Origin of the sequence: Agathobaculum sp. NTUH-O15-33 (genome assembly GCF_033193315.1) — a bacterium.
In the GTDB taxonomy this organism is placed as follows: Bacteria; Bacillota; Clostridia; order Oscillospirales; family Butyricicoccaceae; genus Agathobaculum; species Agathobaculum faecihominis_A.
The window spans coordinates 1,697,318-1,715,519 of record NZ_CP136187.1 but is presented as its reverse complement, the minus strand read 5'-3'; the positions used below and the strand labels follow the sequence as shown (position 1 = coordinate 1,715,519).

General features: G+C 54.9%; 15 protein-coding genes. 3 read left to right on the top strand and 12 right to left on the bottom strand.

All coding sequences use genetic code 11. The features are described from left to right. Window positions 1-81 precede the first annotated feature (81 nt). The 3 genes from RWV98_RS19435 (at window position 82) to RWV98_RS08675 (ending at window position 3,397) form a co-directional block, all read left to right on the top strand. The gene (locus tag RWV98_RS19435) at window positions 82-222 is read left to right on the top strand and encodes a cyclic lactone autoinducer peptide (RefSeq protein WP_442872111.1); all 141 of its coding nucleotides are present in this window, start codon (window positions 82-84) and stop codon (window positions 220-222) included. A 276-nt stretch (window positions 223-498) separates the two neighbouring features. After that, entirely contained in the window at window positions 499-1,155 is a 657-nt protein-coding gene (locus RWV98_RS08680; protein WP_317865281.1) for a hypothetical protein, read from the top strand. 1,726 nt (window positions 1,156-2,881) lie between these two features. Next, window positions 2,882-3,397 (top strand): VanZ family protein, encoded by a 516-nt coding sequence (locus RWV98_RS08675; protein ID WP_317865279.1) that lies wholly within the window; start codon window positions 2,882-2,884, stop codon window positions 3,395-3,397. A 74-nt stretch (window positions 3,398-3,471) separates the two neighbouring features. Here the strand turns inward: RWV98_RS08675 and RWV98_RS08670 are convergent, their stop codons facing one another. The 12 genes from RWV98_RS08670 to ispG all read right to left on the bottom strand — a co-directional run bounded on the left by RWV98_RS08670 (window position 3,472) and on the right by ispG (window position 18,076). Then, window positions 3,472-4,941: an alpha-amylase gene (locus RWV98_RS08670; RefSeq protein WP_317865278.1), complete on the bottom strand. Its 1,470-nt coding sequence runs from the start codon at window positions 4,939-4,941 to the stop codon at window positions 3,472-3,474. 67 nt (window positions 4,942-5,008) lie between these two features. Beyond that, window positions 5,009-5,491 carry a pyridoxamine 5'-phosphate oxidase family protein gene (locus RWV98_RS08665; RefSeq protein ID WP_317865276.1) on the bottom strand — a complete coding sequence of 161 codons (483 nt, stop codon included), beginning with the start codon at window positions 5,489-5,491 and terminating at the stop codon, window positions 5,009-5,011. 9 nt (window positions 5,492-5,500) lie between these two features. Beyond that, complete coding sequence (gene hisE / locus RWV98_RS08660; RefSeq protein WP_280961464.1) at window positions 5,501-5,824, bottom strand: phosphoribosyl-ATP diphosphatase; 324 nt, start codon at window positions 5,822-5,824, stop codon at window positions 5,501-5,503. 122 nt (window positions 5,825-5,946) lie between these two features. Beyond that, window positions 5,947-6,273: a phosphoribosyl-AMP cyclohydrolase gene (gene hisI / locus RWV98_RS08655; RefSeq protein ID WP_317865274.1), complete on the bottom strand. Its 327-nt coding sequence runs from the start codon at window positions 6,271-6,273 to the stop codon at window positions 5,947-5,949. A gap of 1 nt (window position 6,274) precedes the next feature. Next, window positions 6,275-7,039 (bottom strand): imidazole glycerol phosphate synthase subunit HisF, encoded by a 765-nt coding sequence (gene hisF, locus RWV98_RS08650; protein ID WP_317865273.1) that lies wholly within the window; start codon window positions 7,037-7,039, stop codon window positions 6,275-6,277. A 137-nt stretch (window positions 7,040-7,176) separates the two neighbouring features. Beyond that, the gene (hisA, locus tag RWV98_RS08645; protein WP_317865271.1) at window positions 7,177-7,890 is read right to left on the bottom strand and encodes a 1-(5-phosphoribosyl)-5-[(5-phosphoribosylamino)methylideneamino]imidazole-4-carboxamide isomerase; all 714 of its coding nucleotides are present in this window, start codon (window positions 7,888-7,890) and stop codon (window positions 7,177-7,179) included. Next, window positions 7,887-8,504: an imidazole glycerol phosphate synthase subunit HisH gene (gene hisH / locus RWV98_RS08640; protein WP_317865269.1), complete on the bottom strand. Its 618-nt coding sequence runs from the start codon at window positions 8,502-8,504 to the stop codon at window positions 7,887-7,889. Before hisH ends, hisA begins: the two co-directional genes overlap by 4 nt. Before the next feature lie 286 nt (window positions 8,505-8,790). Continuing rightward, the gene (hisB, locus tag RWV98_RS08635; RefSeq protein ID WP_317865267.1) at window positions 8,791-9,366 is read right to left on the bottom strand and encodes an imidazoleglycerol-phosphate dehydratase HisB; all 576 of its coding nucleotides are present in this window, start codon (window positions 9,364-9,366) and stop codon (window positions 8,791-8,793) included. Then, on the bottom strand, window positions 9,353-10,654 hold the full coding sequence (gene hisD, locus RWV98_RS08630) for a histidinol dehydrogenase (RefSeq protein ID WP_317865265.1): 1,302 nt from the start codon (window positions 10,652-10,654) through the stop codon (window positions 9,353-9,355). Before hisD ends, hisB begins: the two co-directional genes overlap by 14 nt. 156 nt (window positions 10,655-10,810) lie before the next feature. Beyond that, the gene (gene hisZ / locus RWV98_RS08625; RefSeq protein ID WP_280961472.1) at window positions 10,811-12,433 is read right to left on the bottom strand and encodes an ATP phosphoribosyltransferase regulatory subunit; all 1,623 of its coding nucleotides are present in this window, start codon (window positions 12,431-12,433) and stop codon (window positions 10,811-10,813) included. Window positions 12,434-12,518: 85 nt separating this feature from the next. Further along, complete coding sequence (locus RWV98_RS08620; protein ID WP_280961473.1) at window positions 12,519-16,892, bottom strand: PolC-type DNA polymerase III; 4,374 nt, start codon at window positions 16,890-16,892, stop codon at window positions 12,519-12,521. A gap of 128 nt (window positions 16,893-17,020) precedes the next feature. Further along, on the bottom strand, window positions 17,021-18,076 hold the full coding sequence (gene ispG, locus RWV98_RS08615) for a flavodoxin-dependent (E)-4-hydroxy-3-methylbut-2-enyl-diphosphate synthase (RefSeq protein ID WP_317865262.1): 1,056 nt from the start codon (window positions 18,074-18,076) through the stop codon (window positions 17,021-17,023). Window positions 18,077-18,202 lie beyond the last annotated feature (126 nt).

Sequence of the window (18,202 nt, the reverse complement as noted above, 5' to 3'; positions counted from 1 at the left end):
ATCTATTTTCTTTTTCCTTTAATCTGCTAATATGATTATATCATTAGATAGATAACAATATCAAGGAAAGCTGGTGGAAAAATGAAAACAAAGTTTTCATGGTTGAAAGGGTTAATGGCTTCTGCCGCCTGCATTGTCAGCGCAGTAGCGGTACTGACTAGCCAAACGCCCTGCTTAGGTCAGTACTATCAGCCGGAGGTGCCGGAGAAGCTCAGGAAGTAACGGAGAAGAAAAGGGTGAGTCCGATGTGCTAAGCTATGCAACACAAGAACTTTAATGCTTCAATCGGCCAGAAAGCTTAACTGAGAAGTTGCGCAGTGAAGCCTTCTGTTGTCTATTTCGTTCATTATGTGGTTTTATTAGCTCATATGTAGATTAGACCTTCACTTAGCTTAATGCTTACGCTACTATTTTTTCAATAAATAAGTTGAGGATAAAACGATAACTCACTTTATTGTGACGATAGTATACACATTTGATTTAGAAAGGAACATAATCATGAAGAAATTTATATCTTTAGCATGCGTTTTTTCGATTCTTGCTTGTTCTTTTTCTTTCACAGCTTATGCTGTTGATATTTCTTCGCAAGATAAAGCCGTAGAGGCTGTAACCGGTTTTGCGCCTCAAGAACCTAATCTAAAACCGTATGAATCGTATGGCGAGAACTTTTATGCTAAAGCAACAAATGGTACTGATGTTGCTGAAAGAATAGGCAATGTCATTTATATTAATGGCGAGAAATTTGCAACTATTCATGTCACTAATAACACAGGAGTTGAGCCGCGAAGCGGTTGGATCACACAGGAAAATTGTCTGTACGGTACTACCCCTAGCGATTACACCAAGCTTATTTCTTCAAGAGATATAGATGTTAACTTTGAAAAAGGAATTGTAGCTAATGAGACTGCTGGTTTTGCGATTTTAATTAGTGAGCTTATTCCTGAGTTTGGAGTTGCCACAGCCGTAGCTGCTGCAATAATTAATGCAGCTGTAGATTCCAAATATGCTTATGCAAAAACAGTTTATTTCCACGAAATAGTTAAAGGATATAAAGATTTTCCAAATCTATGGCAGCAGGTAAATTGTACGTATTATTTTGATCAAGCTCACACTCAATACGCAACGAGCGGTACGTATTATCAATCTTGGGCTTAATCACCATCATACAAACTTAAAATAGTGTTTTGTATGCGCTATTATTGCGGAACATTCATATCTGTCCAAGGCACTCCTCTTTTCAGAGGAGTGCTTTGGACAACTCATTTTCTGTGTTACATGACAGATATGCTGAAATAAAGGTCAATTCTTATGCAAAATAAAATTGTTATAATATTTGAATCACAAAGCCATAACATACTTAGAGGAATTAATCTATGAACTATCTTTTAAATTCTATAGAAGTATGAAGGAAAACTTATGTGTTAGCCAAGTTAGATAACATCAGATTTATTTTCGCTATTTCTATTTTAGTATTATTCACCAACTTAGAGGGTTAAATTAATTATGGATACTCTATTTTTTCTTATAATAGTCGGCCTCTTAAGTCAAATCTACGCATGCACTCATTTTTTTGAAGAGTCCAAACTAGAACTATCAGAAAAATTGCGTGTTATGAATTTTTCGCACGATCGATTATTCGCTTATAGCCGTACCATTGTATTTATAATATTGATCGATTTTTTGATCGTTCATTTTTTCCCAAAAATCACTCTATCAAAGCTTATCATTGTCCTTTTGATCCTAGTATTTACTATCATACATATTTGGGTTTACTTATTCAGTATGGCAGCGTATGATTTACTGAAAAAATGAAGAAGAGGATAAGCCACGGGGACTCTTGCCCCTCCCCCTCCGGCGCTACAATAGCGTTAAGAGCAGGTGTGCGTTTTATCCAACGTTTTCAGTTTAAACAAGTAAAAATCAGGACATGGAAGTGAAGCCTTTTCGTGTTTAGAATACGGGAGTGACTTGATGAAAAAGCATGCTATGAAAGGATATCTTCTTACTGCCCTTGCCTTTCTAATCTTATGCTTGGTTTTCAATATTGATATCCTGACAGTCGGAATGAAAAGAGAATTCCAGTATGTATTATTGCATTCTTTCCAAATAATTTACACGTTGATCATAGTTTTGCTCGTTTTCTTGTTATATATCTGTGAGAAGAATATTAGCGAATCTAAACTATGGTTGGTCGATCTGACCATGTTTGTTATTCTCATAATGGTCAGCATAAACGGCAAAGCTTATCTTCAAATGTTCCCGAACATGTATATCGCGTTAACCTATGCAGTACTAGCAATCAAACATTGGGTGACTTCCAAGAAGTGAGCAAAACGACATAGGATACCGATCGCCTTGTGGCTAGGAGGAATTTCTTTTATTTTGCAACGCGCGCTTTTCATCATTTATTTTATCGCTAGAACCAGCATCCCCGCAGTCCAGATCAAAACGTTTTATCGCCGCTCAGCCGTAATTCGTGATCAGTTTATTTTTGCTTTCCTTTTGCGCTGGCAAGCCTTCTCGTATTTTATATTATATTTTCACCGCTTTGTTGCTTGCTACCATAATATTTTAAAGGTATATTGATAGTAAGAAAGAAAAATGCTACAGTACCGTATTTTATCGCAACAAGAAATTCGAGGGATGTCATGAAAGTAAAAGCTCTGACACGAATTACGATCGTCCTAATACTTTTTGTCGCTGTTTGCACCGTTGGCAGCATGGCTCAATCGGTTTATTTGGAAAACCGCGTTTTGACCGCTGTGCCGTTGCACATGGTTCTTCTCATTGAAACTGGGATAGGGTTATTCCTATGTCTTTTCATTGCATTTCTTGGATGGTTTCTCAAGAAACAATGTAATCACAAGGAAATTTAAAAATTATGGAGAAGCGATATAAAATTGCGCAAGGGTTATTTATTGTTTATTTGGTCCTGCTGGTCTGGCTGATCTTATTGAAGCTGCAATTTTCATTTACAGCCTTACTAGGTGCACGTCACGTTAACTTTATTCCCTTTTATTATACGGAGCAAGCCGGTAGCAGCTTTCACATCAGCGAAGTTATGAATAATTTATTGGTTTTCGCTCCATTTGGCATTTTTCTAGGTATACTGAAAAACGATACGCGGTTTCTTCATAAGATAATAGGTATTGCAATTTTCAGCCTTGCGCTTGAAACCGCGCAGTTTGCTTTTGCAATCGGCAGAGCAGATATTACAGATGTTATATCCAATACCCTAGGCGGCATGTTAGGCATTTTACTGTATGCAATCTTGCTTAAAATCTTTAAAAACAAGAAGAAATTAGACGGAGTTCTTACCACGTTGGCCGGTATTTTTACGTTTTTGGTGATTGGGCTATTCGCGGTAGTTATAGTCGCTAATTGGAATGCCGAATAAGACATAGGGGGGGTGCGACGATTTGCGTTTCGTCGCATCCCCCTTTTTAATTTCCTATCGCGTTACAAAATATTTCAGCTTTCCTCCATAAACATCCGGTCAAACGCTTCGCGCGTGACCCAGACGGCGGCGCCGCCGGCGGGAGCGGAGGCGGTCACGTTCCCCTCCCCATCAACGGTAACGGGCGTGGTGCATTTACCCAGCGCGTCTACCAGCGTTTTACCGACAAGGCGGCTGCCGACATACATCCGTTTTTCGCCGCCGGTCGAATCCGAAAGCAGCATGGCAAGGCCGGAATCCGGGTGCTCCGCATCCCCCTCGCGTGTGAAACCGACGACGTTTGCATCGTCAAAATAATCGTGCAATTCACCATAGGCCAAATTGGCGCGTACCCATAATAGACGTTTCAACCCGGCCACGGGCGCGATCCCGTCATGCGGCACGCCGTACAGGTCGCCATAGAACACGCATGGCAACCCCTGCCCGCGCAGTAAAATCAGCGCATAAGCGGGCGCTTTGAACCATGGCTGAATAAAGGTTTGCAGCGCCTGCCCGGGTTGGGTATCGTGGTTGTCGACAAAGGTGACCGCCTGATCGGGCGCGGCCTGCACAAGCGTGCCATCCAACAGCTTCGATAAATCGTAGTTACCGTTTGCCCCGGATATGTCGAACAGATGGAAGTGCAGCGGTACGTCGAACAGACGCATGCCCGCGCCGCCCTCCAGATAGCCTAAGAGCCGCTCAACCTCCGGGCTCCAATACTCGCCGACGGCGGGCAGCTCGCGCCCGGCATGCCGCCGCATCTCGCCCAGCCAATCCGTGTAAAAATCGCGCTGCATATGCTTTACCGCGTCCAGCCGCAAACCATCCGGATGAACCGTATCCAGATACCAGCAGCCCCAGCGCTTCAGTTCTTCCACCACATCGTGGTTGGTCAGCGCCAGATCGGCTCCCATAAGATAATCGAAATTGCCGTGCTCGGGGTCGACCTGTTCATCCCACCGCTTGCCTTCAAACAGATAAATGCCGCCCGTTTTCGCGCCATCGTCCCAATCGGTGCCGTTGAAATGCGTCCAGTTCCACTGAAAGCCCGAATATTTGCCCGCGCGCCCCGGAAAGGTGAATTTCGTCCACGCGGCGATCTCGCGCTCATCTCCCACGGCCTTTTCCCGGTTATCGGAAGCATCCGGCGTGGCGCGCACGTGCTCCAACTCATCCGCGCCCATTTTATGGTTCATCACGATATCCGCCCATACGCGCACGCCAGCCTGCTGCAAGGTACGCACAGCGGCAAGGTATCTTTCCCGCGTGCCGTATTTCGTCCGCACGGTGCCCTTTTGATCAAATTCACCCAGATCGAACAGATCGTAAACGCCGTAGCCCACGTCGGCCGCGCCGTTCGCACCCTTATAGGCGGGCGGCAGCCAAATATCGGTGATACCGAGCGCGGCGATATTTGGGGCCTGCTTCTCCCAGCGGCTCCAAAGGCATCCGTTTTCGGGCAAGTACCATTCAAAGCCCTGTAACATGGTTTGGTTCTGCATCGTTTCATCCTCTCTCTATGTAAATGGAAAAACGCCGTCCCCCGCAGCGGGAGCGGCGTTTGCGCTGTCAATTACGCGGCGTTTTGCGCGAAGCTTCCAAGGAATCCGCGCGGACCATGAACACCTCGGCTACCGAAAGGTGGGCGTCCGAATAGGTCCAGCCCTCGCGGCCGGTCAGCTGCTGCATGATGATATCGAACCCGTGGCGTTTCTGTTCGTTATTTTCCGCAAACTGTACGCATCCCTCGCCAATGATGGACGAAAACGCATAGCTATACTGGCAGGCCACGTCGCCGCCTTCTATCACACCGTCCTCGATATCCATCTCAAAGCAAACGTGCGGGTCGGCGCGCATCGCGTCGATCTTTTTGCCCTTTAAACCGCTGTGGAAATACAGGGTCAGCCCATTATTATCCCACTCATAGCCAAAGTTCATGGGAATCACGTAAGGCTTGCCCTCCGCGATCATGGCAATGCGGCACACCTTGCAGGCTTTTAAGATCGCCTCGATATTTTCACGGCCTGTGACTTCTCTATCTTTTCTTCGCATCGTAGTACCTCAAGAATTATGGTCGGACACGTGGAACTGCTTTAGGTTGCCGATTTTTTCCGCGCGCTTATCCATCTCCGCGCAGACCTCGGCAAGTGAAACGCCGCACTCGTTCATCATCACCATCATGTGATAGAACACGTCGTTAATTTCGCCTACCAGCTCCTCTTTATCGCCGTTTTTTGCGGCGATGATGGTTTCGGCGCATTCCTCGCCGACCTTTTTCAGCATTTTATCTAGGCCCTTCTCGAACAGGTAACAGGTATACGAACCTTCCTGCGGTTCGGCCCTGCGCTGCCCGATCACGGCCTCCATTTGTTCAAATGAATTCAATATAAAAACCTCTTTTCTAGTTAGGAAGTAGGCGGTAGGAATTAGAAGTTATGGAATCGCGCGTCGCGCGATCATTTTAATATCCGGCATGGCCGGATTCCGCCAATCCTACCGCCTACCGCCTAATTATTTTTCTCCCACAGCGTGGTATAAAAGCAGGTGCGGTTTCCCGTGTGGCAGACCGGCCCCTTGGGCGTACCTATGTAGATCAGGGTATCGTCGTCGCAGTCGGACAGGATTTTTGTTACATAAATAAAATTGCCCGACGTCTCACCCTTGTTCCAAAGCTTTTGGCGCGAACGCGAAAAGAACCAGGCGGTGCCGCTCTCCATTGTCCGGCGCAGCGCTTCCTCGTTGGCGTAGCCCAGCATGAGCACCTCGCCGTTCCGTTCATCCTGACAAATGACCGGAATGAGCTCGGCCTTGATAAAAAATTTCGATAGTTCCATTTTACAACCTCACCGGGATATTCTTTTCGTTTAAATGCCGCTTGACCTGCCCGACCGTCAGCTCGCCATAGTGAAATAGGCTGGCGGCAAGCGCCGCGTCGCACGCGGTCTCTTCAAACACCTCGGAAAAATGATCGAGACTGCCGCAGCCGCCCGAAGCGATCACCGGGATACCGACCACATCCACAACCGCGCGGGTCAGTTCCAGATCAAAGCCGGATTTGGTACCATCCTTATCCATGGAAGTGAGCAGTATCTCGCCCGCGCCGCGCTCGTACACCTCTTTGGCCCACGCGACCGCGTCCACGCCGGTGGACGTACGCCCGCCCGCGACATATACTTCAAACCCGGAGGGCGTTTTGCCCGTTCGACGGCCGTCGATCGCTACAACGACGCACTGGCTGCCGTACTTTTCAGCAGCTTCGCCCACCAGCGCGGGGTTTTTGACCGCCGCCGAATTGACCGATATTTTATCCGCGCCCGCGCGCAGGATTTCTTTAAAATCGTCCACCGTGCGGATGCCGCCGCCCACGGTAACGGGCACGAACACCTCGCGGCAGGTGCGGCGCACCACGTCCGCGATCGTATCGCGTCCATCCGAGGTGGCCGTGATATCGAGAAACACGATCTCGTCCGCGCCCTCGCGCGAATAAAACTTCGCCAGTTCGACCGGGTCGCCCGCGTCGCGCAAGCCCACGAAGTTTACGCCCTTAACGACCCGCCCATCCTTTACATCCAAACAAGGGATGATGCGTTTGGCAAGCATACAAAAACCCCTTTCTATTAATTAGTAATTAGGAATTAGGAATTAGTAGTTAGGAATAATAGTGGCCGCCGCAGGCGGCTTATTGAATAATCGCGCAAAGCGCGATACCGCCAACGCCTCACTCCTCACTCCTAATTCTATTTTGCGGCGGCGATGGCCGCCGCAAGATCAAGCGTGCCCGCGTAGACCGCTTTGCCCGCGATCGCTTCATCGATGCCGAGGGCCTTGAGTTTCTTGATATCCTCGATCGTAGATACGCCGCCGGACGCGACGATCCCGCACGAAACAGCTTGCCGCAGCGCGGCAAGCTGGTCAAAGCTAGGGCCTTCCAGCATGCCGTCTTTTTCAATATCGGTAAAAATAATGGTCTGAACGCCGTACTGCTCCATGCGTTTGGCAAAGGAGATATAATCCACGCCGGAATCGCGCACCCAGCCCTCGGTGCGGACCGTGCCGCCCCGCGCGTCGATGCCAACGGCGATCTTATCCCCATATTTGCGCACCGCTTCGCGGACGAACGGCGGGTTTTTGATTGCCGCCGAACCGATCACCACGCGGGACACGCCGAGCGCCAGCACAACATCGACATCCTCCATCGTGCGGATGCCGCCGCCCAGCTCTACCGCCGCGCCCGCGTCGCGCAGCACGCGGCGCACCACGTCGTAATTGCGCTGGGAGCCGTCCTTGGCTCCGTCCAGATCAACCATATGGATGAGCGATGCGCCCGCCGCCAAAAAGCTGCGCGCGGTCTCCACCGCGTCCTCCGCCACCTTGTGGGCCGTGTCATAATCGCCCTTTTGCAGGCGCACGCATTGACCGTTTTTTAAATCGATCGCCGGTAAAATTCTCATTTCCCCACCTCCGTGAGTTTCGCAAAGTTTTGAAGCATCCGCAAACCGACTTCCCCGCTTTTTTCCGGGTGAAACTGGCAGCCGAACACATTGCCGCGCGCCACCATGGCGGGTACCTCGGCGCCGTAATCGGTCACACAGGCAAGATCCGCCGCATCGGCGGGTTTTGCCATAAAACTGTGCACGAAGTACACGCAGTCGCCGTCCTGTATGCCCGCGGTCATCGCGTTGGGCCGCAAAACACGCAGCGTGTTCCAGCCGATCTGCGGCAGCTTATACGCAGTCTCGATGCGCTCAATACGGCCGGGCAGCAGGCCCAGCCCCGTGCACGGGCGCACCTCGTCGGACTCTTCAAACAGCATTTGCATGCCAAGGCAAATGCCGAGAAACGGTTTTTCCCCCGCCGCCTTTTTCACCGCGTCCGTCAGCCCCGATGCGGTAAGCGCCGCCATGGCGTCCGGAAACGCGCCCACGCCGGGCAGGATGAGGGCGGCGGCGTTTTCGAGATCCGCCGCAGTGTCCGCGATTTTATTTTCATATCCCAGATAATCCAGCGAATTATGTACGCTCATCAGGTTTCCCGCGCCGTAATCCACTATCCCAATATAGCTCATAATACTCCTTCTTTATGGTGCACCGCTGCCCTTTGGCCTTCCCCCGACGAGGGGAAGGTGGCGCGCGCAGTATGCGCGTGACGAATAGGGGGCTGAACGGAAAGCGCCTTGAAAGAACGGAGCGCTACTGTTTCGGTACGCCCGCCCTTACGCCCCCCTTCAGACCCGCGCTTCGCGCGGCCCAGCTCCCCCCTCGTCGGGGGGAGCCTATAGGGCGTATGTCACTTATTTACCTCTTGCTTGCCCATAACTTGTCGTTGCGACGCCTGCCAAAGCGCACCTCAAATCAAAGTACCCCCTTGGCGGAAAGCACGCCGCCGCCGGTTTGGGTCACGGCCTGCTTCAGCGCACGGGCCAGCGCCTTGAAGAGCGCTTCCGTAATATGGTGCGCGTTATCACCGTATTCAGCTTTTAAATGCAGCGTCAGTCCGGCGTTCATGGACAGCGCGCGCATGAACTCCACCGTCAAACAGGTATCGTAGCTCCCGCACATCGGCTGGGGCATGGGCGCGTCGAATACCAAATAGGGCCGCCCCGAAATATCGAGCGCGCAAAAGCCAAGCGCTTCGTCCATGGGTACAAACGCCTGACCAAACCGCGCGATGCCCGCCTTGTCGCCCAGACATTTACTCAGCGCCTGACCGAGCGCGATGCCGCAATCCTCCACCGTGTGGTGTCCGTCCACCTCCAGATCGCCCTTGCAGCGAAGCGTCAGGCCAAAACCGGAATGCACGGCGAAGGAACACAGCATATGATCAAAAAAGCCGATGCCGGTGTCGATCTGCCGCTCACTGCCGTCCAGATCGAGCGTCAGCGCGATATCGGTCTCTTTGGTTTTCCGCGTGATCTCAGCTTTCCGCATCTTCCGTTTCCTCCTGAAAGCGCACGGCGATGGAGTTTGCGTGCGCGTTTAAATGCTCGGCCTCTGCCAAGGCGATAATATCGTTTGCATAGCCCGCGAGCGCGTCCCGCGTGTATTCGATCACGCTGGTCTTTTTAAGAAAGGTATCGGTCGACAGCGGCGAGAAAAACCGCGCCGTACCTGAGGTGGGCAGCACGTGGCACGGGCCCGCCATATAGTCGCCAAGCGGCTCGGGCGCGTACCCGCCCAGAAAGATCGCGCCCGCGTTGTGCAGATAAGGCAGCCACTCGCGCGGCTCGGCGGTGACGATCTCCAGATGCTCGGGCGCGACCTGATCGGCCACGCGGCAAGCATCCGCCAGCTCCTCGAATACGATCGCGCAGCCGTAGTTTTGAACGCTTTCACGGATGATATCCCAGCGCGGCATTTGCTTGCCCTGCCGCTCCATCTCGCACGAAATGGCTTGCGCCTGCGCCATCGAATCGGTCAGCAGCACGGCCGAAGCCAACCGATCGTGCTCGGCCTGAGAAAGCAGGTCGGCCGCGACATACGTCGGGTCGGCCGTGTGGTCGGCGATAACCAGCACCTCGGACGGTCCGGCGATCATATCGATATCCACCGTGCCGTAAGCCAGCTTTTTCGCCGCCGCGACAAAGGCGTTGCCCGGGCCGACGATCTTATCCACCTGCGGGATAAAGCCCGCCCCAAAGGTAAGCGCCGCGACGGCCTGCACGCCGCCCACCGCGATCACGGTGTCGACGCCCGCGATCTTGGCCGCGGCGAGCACTTCCTTCGACATATTCTCCGTCGGCGGGGTGACCATGATGAGCTCCCCTACCCCCGCGACCTTGGCGGGAATGGCGTTCATCAGCACCGAGGACGGATAGGCCGCCGTGCCGCCCGGCACATACAGGCCGACGCGGGAAAGACCGCGCACGGTCTGCCCCAGCGTTTCACCCGGCGCGCGCTGCCACTGCCAGCTTTTCGCCAGCATTTGCTCGTGATAATCGCGGATATTGGCCGCCGCCTTTTCCAGCGCCGCGATCAGCCCCGGCTCGCAGCTGTCATACGCTCGCTCAAGCAGCTCCCGCCCGACGAGATAGGGCTTTTGCTTATCGAATTTTTCCGCGTATTCACAAACCGCGTCAAAGCCGCGCGCCTGCACGTCGTCCATGATCGCGCGCACGGTCTGTTCGATATCGCCGCGCGCGCCCGCGGCGCGCGCCTTCATCTCGCGCAGAACAGCATGCTCAGCCGTCCCGTCCGCGAGGACTGTTTTTAAAAACACTTTCAATCCCTCCAGGAATTAGTAATTCATAGTTAGTAATTAGTAATTGTGGAAGCGCGCCTTGCGCGCAACTTTTATTACAAATAGACACTATTTCTGTCAGACATCGAAAGCCTGACGCTTAGCTCCTAATTACTAATTACTCATTCCTAATTACTAATTATCAAGGTCCTTTATCACCGTTTGAATAGCCGCCTTTTTCATTTTGGCGGAAGCGAGGTTTACGATGACGCGCGCGGAAACGGGCGCCACGTCCTCGATGACCTCGAGGCCGTTCTCCTTTAGCGTCGTGCCGGTCTCCACGATGTCGACGATCGCGTCCGCCAGCTCTAAAAGCGGCGCTAGCTCGACCGAGCCCTCGATCTTAATGGTCTCCACATCCATGTTCTTGCGGCTGAAAAACGCCTTGGTCACATTCGGGTACTTCGTCGCGATGACCGGGGTCTTATAGCCGCCGTAAGCGTCCTTGCCCTTCTTGGTGGCCAACGCGAAGCGGCATTTGCCAAAGCCCAGATCGACCATTTCGTAAAAGCTGCCGCCCTTTTCCATGATCGTATCCTTGCCGACCACGCCCATGTCGCACACGCCGTGCTCAACGTAGGTGATCACATCCGCCGCCTTGGCGAGCACGATCTCCACGCCCTTATCGGGCAGCGCGAAGATCAGCTTGCGCGAGCCCGCTTCCAGTTCGGATATATCATAGCCCGCGTTACCCAGCAGCGCAAGCGTTTTCTTTTCCAAGCGGCCCTTGGTCAGCGCGATGCGCACGGTGCCGCGGCGCTCGGCCGCTTCGGGCTTGGCGCCGGAAAGCAGGCTGTCCGCCACGCTTTCCACATCGATGCCGAAGCCGCCCGCGGGCAGATCGCGCCCAAACTTCGCGCACAGCGCGTTATAGCGCCCGCCGGAAAGGATGGCGGCGCCCGCACCGCCGATATAGCCGCGGAACATCACGCCGGTGTAGTAATCCATTTCGTGCACCAGCCCGAGATCGATCATAACCCGATCGCCGCAGCCCACTTTTTCCAGCGCGGCATACAGGCGGCGCAAGTAGGAAACCGCGCCCAGCACGCGCACGTTGCCGGTAAGCGTTTCCACCTCGTCCAGCACCTCGATACCGCCGAAAAGCTGCGGCATGGCGCGCAGCGCGCGCGCGGCCGAGCGGTCGGCGTAAGGCTCCAGCGCGTCGCCAAGGGCGGCAAAGGATTTGTTCTCGATCAGGCGGCGAATGGATTCCGCCGTCTGTCCGTCCACGCCCAGCGCTTCGATCAGCGCCTTGTAGATTTCCGCGTGGCCCAGCTCGATGCGGAAGCTGTCCGCGCCCGCCTGCCGCAGCGCCCCAAACGCGGCGGAGAGAATATCGCGGTCGGCTTCCAGACCGTCCGCGCCGATCAGCTCCGCGCCGATCTGCAAGAATTCGCCCTTATGTCCGTGATCGCCGCTGACCGAACGGAATACCTTTTGGCTGTAATACAGCTTGACGGGCAGCGCCGTATCGCTCAGACGCGTCGCCGCGACGCGGGCGATCGGAGTCGTATTGTCCGGACGGGCGACGCAGATGCGGCCCGACCGGTCGATGATCTTCAGCATGTTTTCCTGATCGAGTTCCGGGTTGGCCGCGTGGAACACATCGAAATACTCTACCGCCGGCGTAATAATCTCGCTGAAGCCCTGTGTTTCAAGCGCTGTGCGGATGGCGGCCTCTGTCTGACGCAGCGCCTTGCACGAAGCAAAGAGCAGGTCTCTCGTGCCCTCAGGCGTGGAAATGCTAAAACGGTTCATGTCTCTCCGTTATCTCCTTCATTACTTTATCGCGTTAAAATAATACCACGGAAAACACATCCTGTCAAGCCCTTCCTTTGTTTTCTTATGCAAACAGGCTGATCTGGGTGGTTTTGGGCATGGAGCCCAGCGCGCCGATCTGATCCAGCAATTCAATGACAGACTTGGATACCTTGGGGCAACGCACGGCGAGCTCCTCGGCGGAGAGGAAGTTACCGTTTCCACGCTCCTCCACGATGTTCAGCGCCGCTTGCTCGCCAATGCCGGGCATTGAGGTGAACGGCGGGATCAGGCCGGTCTCCGTGACCAAAAAGGTCGTCGCGTCCGAAGCGTAAACGTCCATCGGCTCAAAGGTAAATCCGCGGCGGTAAAACTCGTGGCAAACCTCAAGCGTTACCATCATTTCCTTTTCTGCCGCGGTGATGGTCTTTTCGCGGTCCTTCATTTGCAGTTCCCGCATTTTGTCCAGACACACCTTGTCGCCCCGGATCATGCAGGATGCGTCAAAGCCCTTGGCGCGCACGGAGAAATACGCCGAATAGAACGCCAGCGGCCGGTGCACCTTGAACCACGCGATGCGGAACGCCATCATAACATAAGCGACCGCGTGCGCCTTGGGGAACATATACTTGATTTTTTTGCAGGAATCGATATACCAGTCCGGCACGTTTTGTTCCAGCATGGCGGCTTCCATTTCCTCGGTCAGGCCCTTGCCCTTTCGGACGGATTCCATGGTCTTGAACGCCAGCTTGGGCTTAACGCCCTGCAAAATCAGATAGTTCATGATATCGTCGCGGCAGCATATACAGCCGGAAAGCGGAATGCCCTTGCGGACCAGCTCGGCCGCGTTGCCCAGCCACACATCCGTGCCGTGGGACAGGCCGGAAATAGAGACCAGCTCCGCGAAGGTGGAGGGATGCGTCTCCTTTACCATGCCGCGCACGAACTTGGTACCGAACTCCGGCACGGCGACACAGCCGAGGTCGCCCAAAATGGCATCGGTATCCGGGTTTTCGCCCGTGTATTTCAGCGCCTTGCAGCTATGGAACAGGCTCATCGTCTCCGGGTCGTCCAGCGGAATCTCCTGCGCGTTGACGCCGGTCAGATTTTCCAGATGACGTATCATGGTCGGATCATCATGGCCGAGCTCGTCCAGCTTGAGCAGGTTGGCGTCGATCGAGTGGTATTCAAAATGGGTGGTGATGATATCGGAATCCGGGTCGTCTGCCGGGTGCTGCACCGGGCAGATGTCGTAGATCTCGATCTCTTTGGGCACGACGACCACGCCGCCCGGATGCTGGCCCGAGGTACGGCGCACGCCCGTGCAGCCCGCAGCAAGGCGATTTTCTTCCGCGCGCGAGCATTCGATGCCGCGCTCGTCCATATATTTTTTGACATAGCCGTAGGCCGTCTTTTCCGCGACCGTGCCGATCGTGCCCGCGCGGAACACATGGTCGTGTCCGAATATCTCGCCCGTGTAATAGTGGATACGGGACTGGTATTCGCCCGCGAAATTTAGATCGATATCGGGCACCTTATCGCCCTCAAAGCCCAAGAAGGTCTCAAACGGTATGCCGAAGCCCTCCTTGGTGAGCGGCTTGCCGCAGTTGGGGCACAGCTTATCCGGCAGATCCACGCCGCAGGAATACTCGTCGTGCCACTCGATATACTTATCATCCGGGCACAAATAATGCGGCGGCAGTGAATTTACCTCCGTGATATCCGAGGTAAACGCCGCGAACGACGAACCGACCGAACCGCGAGAACCGACCAAGTACCCGTCCGACAGAGACTTGGTCACCAGCTTCTGCGCGATGATGTACATGACCGCGTAGCCGTTGCCGATGATGGAGTTCAGCTCGCGGTCCAGACGCGCCTGTACCAGCTCGGGCAGCGGGTCGCCGTAGATGCGCTTCGCTTTTTCATAGCTCATATTGCGCAGATCTTCCTCCGCGCCGTCGATATGGGGCGGGTAGTTTTCGCGCGGCACCGGGCGGATGATATCGCACCAATCCGCCACCATGTTGGTGTTTTTCACGACCACCTCATACGCGCGGTCGGCGCCCAGATAGGAAAATTCCTTTAGCATCTCATCCGTCGTTTTCAGGTATAGGGGCGCTTGGTTATCCGCGTCGCCGAAGCCCTGCCCCGCCATGAGGATGCGGCGGAACGCTTCGTCCTCGGGCTCTAAAAAGTGCACGTCGCCCGTGGCGCAGCAAGGCTTGCCGAGCTTGTCCGCGATCGCGAGAATCTTGCGGTTCCAATCGCGCAGCTGCTCCTCGTCCTTTGCCATGCCCTTGGCAAGCATAAAGTTGTTGTTGCCGGTCGGCTGTATCTCTAAATAATCATAAAAGGAGGCAAGACGTTCCAGCTCCGCGTCCTCCGCGCCGCCCGTCATGGCCCGGAACACCTCGCCCGCTTCGCAGGCCGAACCGAAGATCAGCCCTTCGCGGTGGCGGATCAGCTCGCTGCGCGGCATGATGGGGCGTTTGTTGTAGTATTCCAAAAAGCTTTTGGAGATCAACTGGTACAGGTTGCGCAACCCGGCCTGATTTTTGACCAGAATGATGAAATGATACCGGGGCAGGTTTTTCAGCTTGTTTTTGCGATCGGTCTGCGCGGCCAGCACGGGATTGATATCGGAAACCGTTACCGCGTGGAACTCCTCCTGCAAGCGGGTGAGCAGCTTGACAAAAATGCGGCCCAGCACGGCGGCGTCCTCGCTGGCGCGGTGGTGCTCAAAGGGACCTACCTGCAGCTCCTTGGCCAGTATATTCAGCTTGAACTTGTGCAGATGCGGCAGCATCATACGCGACATTTCCAGCGTATCGATCGAGGTAAACTCCTTTTCGATCGAAAGCCGTTTGCATGCCGTGCGTAAAAAGCCCATATCAAAGCCCGCGTTGTGCGCGACAAAGGGGTACGCCCCCGCCCAGTCGAGGAATTTGGGCACGGCTTCGGCAAGCTCGGGCGCGTCCGCGACCGTTTCATCCGAAATGCCGGTCAGCTTTGTGATCTCCTCCGGGATCGGCTTGTGAGGATTGACGTAGGTTTGGAACGAATCCATGATCGCGCCGTCCTTGACGCGCACGGCCGCGATCTCGGTGATCTCCTCGCTCGCGGGATTGAGGCCGGTGGTCTCCAGATCGAATACGATGAAGGTGCCGTTCAGCGGCTCGTTGGATTTGCCGCGCACAACGGAGATCGTGTCCTCATCGTTGATATAGTACGCCTCGACGCCGTAAATGATCTTCATATCGCCGATGACATCCTTTTGCTTGCCCTCCTGCGCGTGCAGCGCTTCGGGGAAAGCCTGCGCCACGCCGTGGTCGGTGATCGCCATCGCGCGGTGGCCCCAGCTGGCCGCGCGGCATAAAAGCGCGGAGGTCGCGCTCATACCGTCCATCGCGGACATATTGGTGTGCAGATGCAGTTCGACGCGCTTCAACCCTTCGGCCTTATCCTGCCGCATGGGCTTTTTGGCCTTGACGATGGCGGTCGGCTCCAACACCATTTCCTTGGCAAAGGAATCAAAGGTCATTTTGCCCTGTACGGTGCAGTAAAGCCCGGGCTTGATGCTCGATGCGATATCGCCCGCCTTATCGGCGGGAAAAAACTTGCTGATCCGTACCGAGTTGGTGCGGTCGGTCATATCGAAAGCGAGCTTGACATAGTCCTTGCCCGTTTTTTTGCTCTTGATATCGCGGTGATCGGTAAAGAACACCTCGCCTTGAATGGTGACCATATCGTACGCCATCACGGCTTCATTGACCGAAACGATCGGGTCCTGCATCAGCTTGCCGAACAGCAGATCGGTCTCGCGCACCTTTTCGGTGCGGGGGCGGGCGTAGGCTCCGCCCTCCTGCCGGGGCGCGGGGCGCGGCTTTTTGGGCTTCGGCTCGGCCGCTGCGGCGGCCTGCGCTTCGTTTGCAATCGCCTTTTGCAGGATCTTTTCGCGGTGCTCTTCCGCGAGCGGCGCATCGTAAGCGTCCGTTTCGGCACGGACGGCGCGCACCGGACAGGGCGTGCCCAGCTCGTCCGCGATGCGGCGTTCCAGCTGGCGAAGCGCAACGGCAAAATGCTTTTCGCTCACCTCGTCCATGGGAACGGACACGCCGCCGTCCTCATACCGCCAAGCGTCCGCGCGCAGCAGGCCGCGGGCGGACGGCATGCGAAACGCCATGTCTTCATATAGGGTTTCGATATAGGCGGGCGTCGGCTCGCTCAGCTCGTAGCGCGGCTCGACAAAGACACGCTTTAAATCGTAAGCGCTCGCGATACAGCTTTCCACCTCGCGCAGCTGCGCGCGGCTGACCACGGTATCGTGCAGGTCCAGCTCGACCACCATCACCGTTTTATCGTCGCCAAACGCCAGCGAGCGCACCTCGCCCCCGGCGAGTTGCTGCGTCGCGATGCTGTCCCTGCACCGCTCAAAAAAGTCTGTCAGTTTACCCGGCACGTTGCATACTCCAGTCTCTACTCCAAGTGCTATCGCAACGGGCGGCCTTTGGCCGCCCGTATGCCTTTCCCGATATGCTGATCAAGGCGAAGCGTTGCCTGCATGAAAAGGCAGGCAGCTCTTTCGGATCAAGCTTCATTGAACTTTGCTATTTCTTCCATCAGCGCGTCGACCAACTGCGCCTGCGGCACCTTGCGGAGGATCTCGCCCTTGCGGAACAGCAGGCCTTCGCCGTCGCCGCCCGCGATGCCAAGATCGGCCTCGCGCGCTTCGCCCGGACCGTTGACCGCGCAGCCCATGACGGCCACCTTGAGCCGCTTGCCCGTGACCGAAGCGCAGCGCTGTTCAACTTCCTTTGCAATACGGATCAGATCGATGCGTGTGCGCCCGCAGGTCGGGCAGGAGACGACGTTTACGCCGTCGTCGTTACGGCCCACGGCCTTTAAAATCGAGTACGCCGCGTGAATCTCGCGCACCGGGTCGTCGGTCAGCGAAACACGGATGGTATCGCCCACGCCGAGCGCGAGCAGGCCGCCGATCCCGGCGGCTGATTTGACCGTGCCCATGTATTCGGTACCTGCCTCGGTCACGCCCAGATGAAGCGGATAGTCCGTCTTTTCGTGCGCGAGCAGATAGGCCCGCATCGTGTCCGGCACGGAGGAGGATTTCATGGAAAGACAAATATCATCGAAATTGCAGTCGTTAAGCAGCTTGACATGGTACAGCGCGGATTCGACCATGGCGTCGGGCGTCGGCCCGCCGTGCTTTTCAAGGATGTGCCGCTCGACCGAACCGGAATTGACGCCGATGCGGATCGGAATCCCCCGCTCCTTCGCCGCGCGCACGACCTCGTGCACCCGGTCGGCTCCGCCGATATTGCCCGGATTCAAACGGATTTTGTGCACGCCCGACTCAATCGCGGCGAGCGCCAACCGATAGTCGAAATGAATATCCGCAACCACCGGCAGCGGGCTTTCGCGGCAGATCGCGCGGAGCGCCTCGGCCGCTTCTGCGTCCGGCACGGCACAGCGGACGATATGGCAGCCCGCATCGTTAAGGTCTGCGATTTGGCGAAGCGTCGCCTTCACATCCCGCGTGTCGGTATTGGTCATGGACTGCACCGCGATCTTGGCGCCGCCGCCGATCTTTACGCCGCCGACGTCGATCTGTTTTGTCTGTTTCATGCTGTGCCATCTCCTTTTATTTTTTATTTCCCCAGTCAGAGATATCGCTTCGTATTCACATTCCTGTTTGGCGGCGGGATGAGGACACCCCGCCCACATGCGCCAGCATTTCCTTATAAAACGCCC

Excerpts from the sequence above, each read along its gene's own strand:
- RWV98_RS19435 (WP_442872111.1), top strand. The coding sequence starts at position 82 with ATGAAAACAAAGTTTTCATGGTTGAAAGGGTTAATGGCTTCTGCCGCC.
- RWV98_RS08680 (WP_317865281.1), top strand. The coding sequence starts at position 499 with ATGAAGAAATTTATATCTTTAGCATGCGTTTTTTCGATTCTTGCTTGT.
- RWV98_RS08675 (WP_317865279.1), top strand. The coding sequence starts at position 2,882 with ATGGAGAAGCGATATAAAATTGCGCAAGGGTTATTTATTGTTTATTTG.
- RWV98_RS08670 (WP_317865278.1), bottom strand. The coding sequence starts at position 4,941 with ATGCAGAACCAAACCATGTTACAGGGCTTTGAATGGTACTTGCCCGAA.
- RWV98_RS08665 (WP_317865276.1), bottom strand. The coding sequence starts at position 5,491 with ATGCGAAGAAAAGATAGAGAAGTCACAGGCCGTGAAAATATCGAGGCG.
- hisI (WP_317865274.1), bottom strand. The coding sequence starts at position 6,273 with ATGGAACTATCGAAATTTTTTATCAAGGCCGAGCTCATTCCGGTCATT.
- hisF (WP_317865273.1), bottom strand. The coding sequence starts at position 7,039 with ATGCTTGCCAAACGCATCATCCCTTGTTTGGATGTAAAGGATGGGCGG.
- hisA (WP_317865271.1), bottom strand. The coding sequence starts at position 7,890 with ATGAGAATTTTACCGGCGATCGATTTAAAAAACGGTCAATGCGTGCGC.
- hisH (WP_317865269.1), bottom strand. The coding sequence starts at position 8,504 with ATGAGCTATATTGGGATAGTGGATTACGGCGCGGGAAACCTGATGAGC.
- hisB (WP_317865267.1), bottom strand. The coding sequence starts at position 9,366 with ATGCGGAAAGCTGAGATCACGCGGAAAACCAAAGAGACCGATATCGCG.
- hisZ (WP_280961472.1), bottom strand. The coding sequence starts at position 12,433 with ATGAACCGTTTTAGCATTTCCACGCCTGAGGGCACGAGAGACCTGCTC.
- ispG (WP_317865262.1), bottom strand. The coding sequence starts at position 18,076 with ATGAAACAGACAAAACAGATCGACGTCGGCGGCGTAAAGATCGGCGGC.